Annotated in this window: 13 protein-coding genes; 8 read left to right on the top strand and 5 right to left on the bottom strand. The window is 46.4% G+C overall.

Going from position 1 to position 9,993, the window contains the following annotated elements; translation table 11 throughout:
- Positions 1 to 803: 803 nt before the first annotated feature.
- Positions 804 to 1,637 carry a hypothetical protein gene (locus tag NDI52_RS34015; RefSeq protein WP_190769821.1) on the bottom strand — a complete coding sequence of 278 codons (834 nt, stop codon included), beginning with the start codon at positions 1,635 to 1,637 and terminating at the stop codon, positions 804 to 806.
- A gap of 117 nt (positions 1,638 to 1,754) precedes the next feature.
- Here NDI52_RS34015 and NDI52_RS34010 point away from each other — a divergent pair, with 117 nt between their 5' ends.
- The 3 genes from NDI52_RS34010 to NDI52_RS34000 all read left to right on the top strand — a co-directional run bounded on the left by NDI52_RS34010 (position 1,755) and on the right by NDI52_RS34000 (position 2,821).
- Positions 1,755 to 2,051, top strand: a complete 297-nt coding sequence (locus NDI52_RS34010; RefSeq protein ID WP_190769822.1) for a hypothetical protein — start codon at positions 1,755 to 1,757, stop codon at positions 2,049 to 2,051.
- Positions 2,052 to 2,437: 386 nt separating this feature from the next.
- Entirely contained in the window at positions 2,438 to 2,614 is a 177-nt protein-coding gene (locus NDI52_RS34005) for a hypothetical protein (protein WP_190769823.1), read from the top strand.
- A gap of 12 nt (positions 2,615 to 2,626) precedes the next feature.
- A complete protein-coding gene (locus NDI52_RS34000; RefSeq protein ID WP_348254198.1) occupies positions 2,627 to 2,821 on the top strand; it encodes a hypothetical protein in 195 nt (64 codons plus the stop codon).
- Here the strand turns inward: NDI52_RS34000 and NDI52_RS33995 are convergent.
- Complete coding sequence (locus NDI52_RS33995) at positions 2,799 to 3,053, bottom strand: GlsB/YeaQ/YmgE family stress response membrane protein (protein ID WP_190769824.1); 255 nt, start codon at positions 3,051 to 3,053, stop codon at positions 2,799 to 2,801. The genes NDI52_RS34000 and NDI52_RS33995 overlap by 23 nt on opposite strands.
- Before the next feature lie 769 nt (positions 3,054 to 3,822).
- On the opposite strand from NDI52_RS33995, the gene NDI52_RS33990 reads away from it, so the two are divergent.
- Both NDI52_RS33990 and NDI52_RS33985 read left to right on the top strand, forming a co-directional pair.
- On the top strand, positions 3,823 to 3,996 hold the full coding sequence (locus NDI52_RS33990) for a hypothetical protein (protein ID WP_190769825.1): 174 nt from the start codon (positions 3,823 to 3,825) through the stop codon (positions 3,994 to 3,996).
- Between the two features lie 441 nt (positions 3,997 to 4,437).
- A complete protein-coding gene (locus tag NDI52_RS33985; protein WP_190769826.1) occupies positions 4,438 to 4,602 on the top strand; it encodes a hypothetical protein in 165 nt (54 codons plus the stop codon).
- 211 nt (positions 4,603 to 4,813) lie between these two features.
- Here NDI52_RS33985 and NDI52_RS33980 read toward each other — a convergent pair whose 3' ends face one another.
- Complete coding sequence (locus NDI52_RS33980) at positions 4,814 to 5,095, bottom strand: hypothetical protein (RefSeq protein ID WP_190769827.1); 282 nt, start codon at positions 5,093 to 5,095, stop codon at positions 4,814 to 4,816.
- A gap of 143 nt (positions 5,096 to 5,238) precedes the next feature.
- Between NDI52_RS33980 and NDI52_RS33975 the strand changes: the two genes are divergently transcribed.
- Complete coding sequence (locus tag NDI52_RS33975) at positions 5,239 to 6,165, top strand: CHAD domain-containing protein (protein WP_190769828.1); 927 nt, start codon at positions 5,239 to 5,241, stop codon at positions 6,163 to 6,165.
- Positions 6,166 to 6,438: 273 nt separating this feature from the next.
- Here the strand turns inward: NDI52_RS33975 and NDI52_RS33970 are convergent, their stop codons facing one another.
- The gene (locus NDI52_RS33970; RefSeq protein ID WP_190769829.1) at positions 6,439 to 6,876 is read right to left on the bottom strand and encodes a response regulator; all 438 of its coding nucleotides are present in this window, start codon (positions 6,874 to 6,876) and stop codon (positions 6,439 to 6,441) included.
- Between the two features lie 291 nt (positions 6,877 to 7,167).
- Positions 7,168 to 7,530 (bottom strand): hypothetical protein, encoded by a 363-nt coding sequence (locus NDI52_RS33965; RefSeq protein ID WP_190769830.1) that lies wholly within the window; start codon positions 7,528 to 7,530, stop codon positions 7,168 to 7,170.
- A 255-nt stretch (positions 7,531 to 7,785) separates the two neighbouring features.
- On the opposite strand from NDI52_RS33965, the gene NDI52_RS33960 reads away from it, so the two are divergent.
- Both NDI52_RS33960 and NDI52_RS33955 read left to right on the top strand, forming a co-directional pair.
- Complete coding sequence (locus NDI52_RS33960) at positions 7,786 to 8,004, top strand: hypothetical protein (protein ID WP_190769831.1); 219 nt, start codon at positions 7,786 to 7,788, stop codon at positions 8,002 to 8,004.
- 94 nt (positions 8,005 to 8,098) lie between these two features.
- Positions 8,099 to 8,242 carry a hypothetical protein gene (locus tag NDI52_RS33955; protein WP_190769832.1) on the top strand — a complete coding sequence of 48 codons (144 nt, stop codon included), beginning with the start codon at positions 8,099 to 8,101 and terminating at the stop codon, positions 8,240 to 8,242.
- Positions 8,243 to 9,993: the final 1,751 nt, after the last annotated feature.

Below are 9,993 nucleotides of genomic sequence, written 5' to 3'. Positions count from 1 at the left end.
GGCTTTGATACGATTGGGTCATTGTTGTTTCCTCCTACGGAGTTGGCTCATCAAGCCACCGTAGGAGTTACTTTACTGCCGCAACGCTCAAAACTCTTCGAGTCACACTGGTCAAACCAGTGGCTTACCTCAGTTGTTTAGTTATTAGCAGAATGCTGATGTGTTGTATCTATGCTGTACATTATTTAACTTCCCGCGCATAGCAGAGGTGCGCCCCGCAGTTGGCCTGCTGAGTTAAGGGCTGTCCTGCTCAGTTCGGGGCAGGCGCACCGTTGTTCCTCAGAGAATCGCTCCCCACCCCCGCTAACGCCGCCCCCGAGTGGGGCTGGTGTGGGATGCCTAGGTGTTGCAGCCGCAGTGAAAACGTTTACAGTTCAACGGTCATGCCCATGTAAACTTACCTCTATCTAAATTCTGCGAAACATTTGGGTTTTGCTAGTTGGGTAGGAAGGGGGGGGGGGAAAGAGGCGGATGATGCCTTTAGACGGTGGGCAGAAGTTAGAGGGAAAGAGGGAAAAGATCCCGGAACCCACCACATTGGACGGTGATGGACTTGATGCGGAAGCTAATGCTGGATGACGGGAGGCGATCGTACGGAACCACGGAAACTGAAGCGATTGCCCTACCGCTTCACGGCAGTCCCGCAGCAGTAGTTATGCAGTGACGATGCAATACTCCGTTGTGGTACTGAAAATGTTTGCAGTGCTAACGGTTTGGCTGAAACTTCCGTACTTCAGGCTAGACTAAGAAACTAAAACTGACACATGTACCAATTGGCTGCTGTTGCTCTTATTCATCAACTCCTAGCTTCCTCGCATCGTGATTGGAATCTCACGCCATAAGCTTTCTCCCTTATAAATACGAATTGCCTCAATTGGAATTCGTATCTGAATTGCAATCTCTTCAACAACGGGCCACGGATCATTATCAGAGCGAAGAGTAATATGGGTTATATCTCTGCCCCCGTGAACATAAGTTATCTGAAGCCGCTGTGGATCCTCATCTGCTCCGGTCTGACTTGTTGAAGCTGCACAAAAGGAACCTCCAAGCCGACGAGGCACTTCGTCACACTCCACCCAGATTGGAGAAATCTTCCCAATTTTTTTGTAAGCTTCCTTAATTCCTTTACGCAGTATACGAATGGTATCCTCAGCCAAGTTAACGTCTGGGAAAAGGTCGGAAGTCTCTAAATCCCTATGAACGAACTTGTTGCGCTTCTGTTGTATTTGCCTCACCTCAGACCAAGGAGGTGCTGCCCAAAACACATCCTTTTTGATGCCCGGAGCGATAAATTTTGGCAGATTAGTGGGCAAATCTCTCGATAATTCTGAGGAGGATGTTGCGTCTACCATGGCCCGTTCAAATGCCATCCATGCTGTTACAACAGTCCATCGAATGTATGAGCCGATATCCCATGCGATCTGTTGGATTTCAGCCTCATAACGTGAAATCAAAATCTCGGCTAACTCATGCTTCTTAACCTCCAGGATACTATCTTGAATTTGTTGCTTTTGCGTTGAAAGATTTCGTGTCTGCTCTCGTGCAAATAATGCATCCGACCAGAGATGTGAGAATTGTGAATCCACTGCCCTCTTTTGAATTGCCTTGAGTGCAGCCACTTCTGTATTAGTGTGCATATTGACCTTATTTGTTTGTTTATCGATGCTTTTGAGAAGTGCAAAAGCTGTTGTCTAATTGTAGCTACCGCTCCCCAAACTCCCGCATCCGCCCCCTTGGAGCCTTCGATCACAGCCATGGCTCTGCTGGTTTACCCTGACTTTTGGCTAGAGGTGGCTCTGGCTCGGCAAGGCTGGCCGTTACTACGAACACACACTGTCCATCAATGGTTTAAAGGTTTTTACGGCTGCGCTCTAGCCCAGTGGCCTGTATTCCTGATAGCGTTTATCCCTCCGCTGTCGGGCTGTCTCTGCGTCTTCCCAGGTGCTTTCGATAAGGACTTCCTGAATCATTGGCTTTTGTTCATCGAGGGGAAACTAATACAACCGCAGAGGGGCGATCGCGCTCCCTATAGTGCTAACAGTGTGGCCTAAGTGCAAGGGGTTGGCTCTCTGCGCGGCTACCTTACAACACGACCGCGATCGCGCTTGCTGTCCCGTCTCTAAGTCAGCAGCGCAACGGAACTGTAAACGTTTGCAGTTTAACAACTCAGCTTATACGAACTGATGCGGGGCTGTGCCCCTCTGGGGGCTTTAACGCCGCCCCCATACCCTAGCGATGCCGCCCCGCATGGCCGAGGGCGGCGCGGGGGAGAAGGCTTTCCCCCCGTGCCCCCCTTCGGCGCAACAACGGGGTTTGCCAGGATAGCACAGGGGACAAAACCGTGGGCACCGCTCCCTAAATGGGTGTGATCCAGCCCACGGTTTTGCCCCCTGTGCTTTGTAAACCCCCGTCGTTTTTGCGCTTTGGGGTTTCTCTCATGCTTTACAGTCTCTTCTTATCTCGTTTGGCGGCTGAGTGCGAGGCTGACCGTCTTCACGGCTTGGGCTGCGGTTGGTTCGCGGTGCGGCCTGTGCGTCAGCGTGCGTCTGGTCGCGTGCGTCGGCTCGGTCGCGCTGGGTGTGCGGTGCGGTGGGTGTTGGTGTTGTGGTTCTAGTGCGGTGCTGTTTTGCCGGGGCTTCGGCCCCGGCTTTTTTATATTGTGCGGAACGGAGAACTGCTCCCGCCGCATCGCCGCACAGCAGACGGCAACGAACTCGTTGCGGAATCCGATGCACGACGAGGGAAGGCGATCGCTGAAACGGGTGAGAGGGCGGTAAATAGTAGCGTTAGCCGCGATTTTACACTCGTGCTCCTCGGATGAGGCGGAGAACTACGAGCAGCACGACAGCACCGACAAAAGCCACAAAGATAGTGCCAGCCAGGCCTGCAAAAGGAGTTGCAAGCCCCAGTTGAGCAAAAAGCCAACCGCCCACAAAAGCCCCGACAATGCCGACTACAATATCGCCAAGAATGCCGTATCCAATGCCCCCAGCGACAAAACTAGACAGAATGCCTGCAATCAGTCCAACAATAAGCCAGGTGAGCAAATCCATAAGGCACTCCTGCTAAGCGTCAGTCAATTTTTACTCATAGCCTAAGTGAATATAGAGACTCGTTGCTCGGCTTCTTTGCACTCAGCAATCAATCGTTGCAGGTTTTTCCAGCGCTGCGGTTCTACGGCTGATTGCCGGAGCTGTGGCGGGAGGTCTGGACGTGATAGGAGCCGTCATGCGGCGGGAACAATATTGATGAGGCTGGGCTATCTGAGCGGCTACTCTTCGGCGTATCAGATGTAAGGGTGGTAGGCTCCAGCGCAGACGCAGCAAGAGATTTCAGCACCGCAATCAGGGCTTCAGCCTTGTGGCTGTCAAAATAGTGTAAGTTTAGCGAAATAGAGATAACAGACGTTATCTCTATCTGAAATTGGTGAAACTTGGAAGAATGGGTGGGTTGAGTCCTGGAGGCATGGGGGGAATAGTACCTGAGGTGATTGTGGTGCCGATCAATGGGCGAGCGAAATTAGAGGGGTGGTGGTGAGGGAGGATCGCCACATTGCCTTATCCATTGCGATCGCTCTCACACGAAACCCCTCCTTGTACGGGAAGGGCAGTGATCGACGGAACGCTTGTAAGCGGATTTTACCAAGTGTCCGCCAAAGCTCTCAGGGTGATCGCTGTTAGGCCTTGATTGCCTTTGGACTAACTAATCTGCTATTCCCTTATTGTGGTGCAATCCGAAAGAAAACAATGGGAATCCGGTTAATAGGCTGACCTGTTTGCAAGTCAAGCAGGGTTTCTGTTAAGGCTTGAGTTGAAGGATCAAATGTGTAGCGCACTCCAAAGCCGCGATCGCCGGATTCTGCTGTTTCTCCAGCCTGGCAGTCCAGATTTCAAGTGCCTTCTAAAGACTCTTGCTCCACACTCAATTGAGCCAAAACAGTGGCAGGATCTCCATAACCGCAAGGGCCATGCCAAGTATCGCGACCCACCACTCTAAATCCAGATTCTGTCGGCAGGATTGAGCGAATGGAACACCCTCCGTCCACTTCATCATCTCCCCTGCCATAAGCCAACGTAGGGGGCTTCCTGAGCTAGTAGCGGGGCTGCATAAGATAAGGCAGTAGCGGCGCTCGCGGTATCCAGTACACCTTTTATGGCCTCTCTCAACAGATGCTTCACTTTCCAAATCTCCGATTTTGTAATTTAAAAAGAATAAGTCACGCAACTGTTCCTATGAGAGTATTGCTGAACACATTGCGTCGTAGGGTTAATGGCTACAAATTTTCTCTGAGAGGTGATATAGGTCACATTGCTACGTGACGACGTTCACCTATTTCCAGCATTATGAATCACCAGCCTGAGCGGGCAAATCTAGGACTATAAATTCATCGGCAGCAGGCCGAACAAATAAGCCCTACTCGCTTCAAGGATCCCCCTCATGCTTACGATTACTTCCCCTCAAGCACAGCAAGATTACTTCTCCCCCGATGCAGCCCCTCAACTCACGGCTACAAACTCTTTTCGCCAGCCTCAACGTAACGGTTTGACCGCTCGATGGGTGCAGGTGAACGGTAAGCTTCAGTGCCAATGGGATATGCAGTAATTCCAGTTCCTAGTTTCGGCTCCTGAAAATCGTACTGCTCCGCACTCAAAGAAAAAACACGCCAGGGGTTAGCCTCTGGCTTTTTGGTTGGCAGGGGCGATGGGGTGTCGCCTGTGCTAGCCATTTCTGATTTGAGGGGGTAGTTTAATTTGTCCGAAAGGGCACGCTCGATGATCTGAGTTAATAAAATCCCCTTGAGGAGAAGCTACCTCTAAGGCCTCCCTTTTTTCCTTTTTTCGTCATGTTTATTATGAAAATGTTTTAGTTCATTCCAGTGGTCTTTAATCTGCTGATAAGCCTCCTCAGAACTCATCTCGCCGACTTGTGCCTGGGTGCAAATATTCATAACTATATGGGCAAATTCTTGAAGCCTATATTCTGGCTTTGAGGAAATACCCTCTCCTTGTGTATCTAGAGATACCTTAATTTCTTCTGTATCTATCTGATGATTAACATTCCTTGCGCCTTCATATGAAGTACTGGGGTTTACCATGTAGTGAACTCCTTGATTTTTATAGCCTGTGTTAATGCTTTCAGTCTAAATGAAAAATACTGTCTAAGGACTGTTTTAACTTCTATCAATTTTAGATAGAATTCCTACTTCTGAAAGCAGGGCGCAGAGCGGTCAAATTTTCTATGGTTACCTTAAAGAATGATAAAACTTTGCAACAAATTCAGCATCCTGATGCTTTAGGCGAATGGGCCTATGAGGTAATTCAGAAACAGTACCATCATGTTATCAAGCAAGAGAAAAAAGTTCTTGTAGATCAAAATCCTGAGCCATTGCATCAGATGCGAGTTGGTACTCGCCGTCTTCGAACTGCTCTACAAGTCTTTGAATCAGCAGTTTCGCTACCTAAAACTGCGAGTGAAAAACGACTCAGAGACTTAGCAAGAGTTTTGGGAGAGGTGAGAGATTTAGATGTCCAATTGGCGAGTTTGCAGGAGGACTACCGTCCCCACTTAGGCAAGCGTGAACAAAAATATCTTGATCAAGTAATTGACGCACTTTATAGAAGAAGGAAAAAATCCTTCAACAGCATGAAAGAAGTGCTGACTCAGCCCTCCTATAAAGTATTGAAAACTACCTATACCAAATGGCTCGAGCATCCTCAGTACACAGCGATCGCTCAGATTCCCTTACAGGTTGTCCTGCCTGATTTATTGAGTCCGTTACTTTCACATTTATTACTGCATCCAGCGTGGTTAATTTCGACTGAGCAGGCATTGCATGAAAATAGCGTGATGTTACATGATTTGAGAAAAGCCTGTAAGCATGCCCGCTATCAGGCAGAATTTTTTACCTCACAGTATGGGGAGGACTTCAGGGACTGGATTGAAGATGTCAAGCAACTGCAAGCTCAGTTAGGCACGTTTCAAGACATCCAAGTTCTACTTGATCTGTTAACGCATGAGTTAGGGAAAAAAATTCATTTCCCCGATTTACAGGCACTGGTTACCCAAAGGCAGATGGAGGCTCTATCTAATTGGGAAGGAATACGGTTAAAGTATTTGAAACCTAATTTCCGCAATCACCTGTATCAAATGATACTAACCCCATAAAATCAGTTCACGAATTGAATAAATTTGCCGATTTAAAGAAACTTATGTTATATCAGATCTGTCCTATATAGGGATGATTAAAACCTTTTCCACGTACTGGAGTAGTGAGATTGAGTAGGCTAAATTCTTGTGAACAGGAGCACTTAGCCAACCTCATTCCGCCTATATTCCTGTATAAGTTTATATTCTGCTATTAAGGGTAATTTTCACTAATCCAAAAATTCAAATAGTTTTTATTTTACCCACAGTAAAGTCACAAGTGATACGGGTTCTTCATTGATTTAACGCCCCTACTCTTTCAGCAAGTTCAAGAACAGTTTCCACTATTTCGTCTGGCACCTCTGGCAGAGTGAGAAATCGGCTAAAGCCAGATTTTATGGCAATCTTTTTAATTACTGTCTCTGTGTAAAAGTTTTTTGTTGTCGCAATTGCAATAGCCGGAATCTGGCTGATATTGTTTTCAGGTGTAGCCCGAACTTGTTGAATTACCTCTCGTTCCCTAAAAGCTGGAAGTTGAATATCGTAGATAAGAATGTTTACAGGTTGCTCCAGTAGAAAATTCACAACATTGTCTGCCGAACATAATTGGAAAACTTCTGCTTCCGTCGCTTCAAAAATTAGAAACAGAAGGTTTGCGATCTGCGGATCGTGTTCAACAAGCAGGATCTTTAAGCCTTTAAGACTGGATGCGAAATCAAACTGCTGAGGCATACAAAAAACCCTGGGGCTATTAATTCAATAATTCTTGTTGTACGGGTGTTTGAAGCGTTGCCCTCCTGAGATGCAATTAGAACTAAACCGAATCCCAAAACGATGTAGTTTCGTTATCAGTAAAGGTCATTGAGGTGGATGGCAAGAAAATCTAGTACAGGTTAACTAGATTCAATCACTTACCCTGTAAAACTTTCAGCCTACTTGCATCTCATCACTGAGTCGCTTCAAACACCCTTAGTTAGACAGCTCTAGTTTTCTGGTAGAGCTAATCGCCTGATCAATCAGCTTTTACTTCTTTTTGTTTTTCTTATTGTCCTTCTTTTCACTTTTTTTCTTATTCTTTTTGCCCAATTTATTATCTGGGTGTGCTTTGTCAATTACGGCTTGAGCCGCACCTGTCACTCCTTCGCCAGTGGTAATCACTAAACGTTTAGCTTCTCCGCTGGCGCTGCTGATACGATCAGACGCATTTTCAACAATGTTCCCAACAGCATCTAGGGTATTGTCTCCAGCATTCCCAATTGCAGCCGCTGTATTGGAGATTGGAGTAGCAATCGCAGTTCCTACATCGTCAACTTTCTCAAGTAGGGCATCAATTGCGGAGTGATCCGACGATTTTTTCTTCTTTCCGTCCTTCTTCTTGTCACCCATGATATTGTTCCCTTAGCTTGAGATATCTGCGAGTTTTTCAGCATATCGTTTCTTATGAAGAGAGTTCCTCTATTAGAAGTACCAAAAAAGTGTAAGCTCCTAAATCAATAGGGAGAATCTATAGCGTTACTCCCATCTAACAAGGGTGGCAAAATCTGCTACCACACTCCCTTCTGAAGATGGAAGTAAATCTTGAGTAAAAGTTAAAAACTTAAAGCATTAGTCAGCAAATTATGCCATTCTTTATCAGGAATCATGACATCTCAACCTTCCAGCAATTCCAATCCTCCGTTTAAGACTCCTGATCCTAAAAAATTACAATCTGAAGACAGTAAAATTGCTGTTCAAGAAACCTTGGCTCAAGAAGGTACAGACACAAATGTTGTTGATGAGGTTGATGAAGACAACATTTTGGATAATAGTCTTGACCTGCCGGGCTTTGGATACAAAAGTCCTCCACCCCCAGCAGACTGAGTTAATTGGGGCCTAATGGAATTACGTTAATACTCAGTGAAGCAGTCACCCATCCCCAATTTGCCTGCATGCTATCCTTCACCAGCTTTACGCTTTGATTGCGTTTCAGGTTGGCAAAGAGTTCGTCATCGGGCATCTTTCAGGTTGTGATGTCCTCACCCTCGACGGTGTGGAACTCTCCTACTGGGCGATCGCCCCTCACCTCAAAAGCCCTCAAACCACTCTGGCTAAGTCTTGAGAAGAAATTCCCACTACCACCTGTCGGTCTGCAGTTGAGCAAACCGTTGAGTACGTAACTGGATTTACAGCAGTAACAATCAAAACCCTCTTGCCATAATCCCATGCCACTTTAGGGTCCTTTCCGACATAACGGACCCTATCTCCCTGTTGCAAATTCATAGGGAACTACACAACTCATCCAGAAACTTATCTTCATTGTTATCAAACAGTGAAGCATTCACCCTAAGAAATAAAGGAAGAGTTAATTATCGTTGCCGAAGTATGAAGCTAAGAGCAATCGCCTATTTCTACTATGGAGTAATTGAAGGGGTGCGATATAGAAAGTCGAGTGTTGAGGATGGAAGTTGATCCTCCCAAGTAAGCAGAGAGCCGCCTTTTCCAGTGGACCCTGTCCCCCTATCGAATGACAGCCATCTTCACAGGGATGATAGCGACTCCTGCTTTAGAAAAAGCAATCGCATAGTGTTCTCTACACGTACTAAATGCTGAAAGCTTTATCGACGCTGACTTTGAGTTCCAACTACTGCTGTCGCGACAAGAAGAAATCGGTGGAGTAACAGGCGCTGCACTTGTTGTTACTCGCTAATGTCACTGTCGCCTGAGACGGTATTCTATTTAACCTTGCTTATTGTCTCTTATAGAGGAGAATACCAATTGAATTAATCACGCATTGCTCTCACCTGCCTACCAGGGAGGGCTTTTTGTTTGCTGTTCTAGATGTGTCAGTGTGAGTGGAGGTAATAGCCACCAACTTCATCCTTTGGTGGCGCGAATAACTTTACCTTTACTTCTTGGGAAAAGCTTCAATCCCCTGATAACTATAAGAGACGGTTGTGTGTTGCGCGGTTTGTTATGGGTTTGCAACGAGGAGACGCGGTGCGCTACGTCGGTGGTGACCCTAGAATAGCTTGGGATTATGGAAGGAGCTTATTGACGGTGGTTGCAGTGAGTGCGCGAACTGGCTCAGTTGTTTGTATTGACTCAGAACAACGCCTGCTTGTAGGAGTTTCTTGCAAGGATTTAGCTAAGGTACCAGGCAGGGAAATGCCTTAAGAGGGGTATAAGAGGATGGCGATCGCACGGCTTGAATGGGGCCTAAACATTGGAGAAGTCCTCCTTACTCGACTACAAAGGCATAGCTGTGCTGTTCGCAACTATTCAGCATCTTGCTGTACTGGATCAACTTATACCAGGGAGTAGAACATCCCAAAAAATCATCCATTTTCTGCTCTAAATTGAGAACGATGGGCGGAGATGGTCAAAGCTAGAATGGAAAATGCTCTTGGCTCTGCTTCTATGGTTTTTAAGCGTCAAGAATTTACTTAAATATTAATCACTATAAGCAGTTGTATTCTGAAACGATTTTAAGTCTACAACTTTAGTATTAGTAATGTAGGAGATGACCGTCCTGCGATGGATAAATCTACTTTTAATTCATCAAATTTTCATTGCTGTAGACAGATATTGTTAGCCTTTACGCATTCTTAACGGTTTAGTGGGGGTGTTCCTTAACCTGGTGAATTGAACCTTGTACGTGTCGGGCATTGACCTAACCGAATTATTCGTCTCCGCCACAACTCGCCTGAAGATTTGCAGTTTTCTAATTAACTAAACAACTGAGGTAAGCCACTGGTTTGACCAGTGTGACTCGAAGAGTTTTGAGCGTTGCGGCAGTAAAGTAACTCCTACGGTGGCTTGATGAGCCAACTCCGTAGGAGGAAACAACAATGACCCAATCGTATCAAAGCC

The sequence above is a fragment of the Leptolyngbya sp. PL-A3 genome, from assembly GCF_039962325.1.
Classification (GTDB): Bacteria; Cyanobacteriota; Cyanobacteriia; order Elainellales; family Elainellaceae; genus Vacuolonema.
The sequence above is the reverse complement of the archived record's forward strand: the minus strand, read 5'-3'. Positions and strand labels throughout refer to the sequence as shown.

Excerpts from the sequence above, each read along its gene's own strand:
- NDI52_RS34015 (WP_190769821.1), bottom strand. The coding sequence starts at position 1,637 with ATGCACACTAATACAGAAGTGGCTGCACTCAAGGCAATTCAAAAGAGG.
- NDI52_RS34010 (WP_190769822.1), top strand. The coding sequence starts at position 1,755 with ATGGCTCTGCTGGTTTACCCTGACTTTTGGCTAGAGGTGGCTCTGGCT.
- NDI52_RS34005 (WP_190769823.1), top strand. The coding sequence starts at position 2,438 with ATGCTTTACAGTCTCTTCTTATCTCGTTTGGCGGCTGAGTGCGAGGCT.
- NDI52_RS33995 (WP_190769824.1), bottom strand. The coding sequence starts at position 3,053 with ATGGATTTGCTCACCTGGCTTATTGTTGGACTGATTGCAGGCATTCTG.
- NDI52_RS33990 (WP_190769825.1), top strand. The coding sequence starts at position 3,823 with ATGTGTAGCGCACTCCAAAGCCGCGATCGCCGGATTCTGCTGTTTCTC.
- NDI52_RS33985 (WP_190769826.1), top strand. The coding sequence starts at position 4,438 with ATGCTTACGATTACTTCCCCTCAAGCACAGCAAGATTACTTCTCCCCC.
- NDI52_RS33980 (WP_190769827.1), bottom strand. The coding sequence starts at position 5,095 with ATGGTAAACCCCAGTACTTCATATGAAGGCGCAAGGAATGTTAATCAT.
- NDI52_RS33975 (WP_190769828.1), top strand. The coding sequence starts at position 5,239 with ATGGTTACCTTAAAGAATGATAAAACTTTGCAACAAATTCAGCATCCT.
- NDI52_RS33970 (WP_190769829.1), bottom strand. The coding sequence starts at position 6,876 with ATGCCTCAGCAGTTTGATTTCGCATCCAGTCTTAAAGGCTTAAAGATC.
- NDI52_RS33965 (WP_190769830.1), bottom strand. The coding sequence starts at position 7,530 with ATGGGTGACAAGAAGAAGGACGGAAAGAAGAAAAAATCGTCGGATCAC.
- NDI52_RS33960 (WP_190769831.1), top strand. The coding sequence starts at position 7,786 with ATGACATCTCAACCTTCCAGCAATTCCAATCCTCCGTTTAAGACTCCT.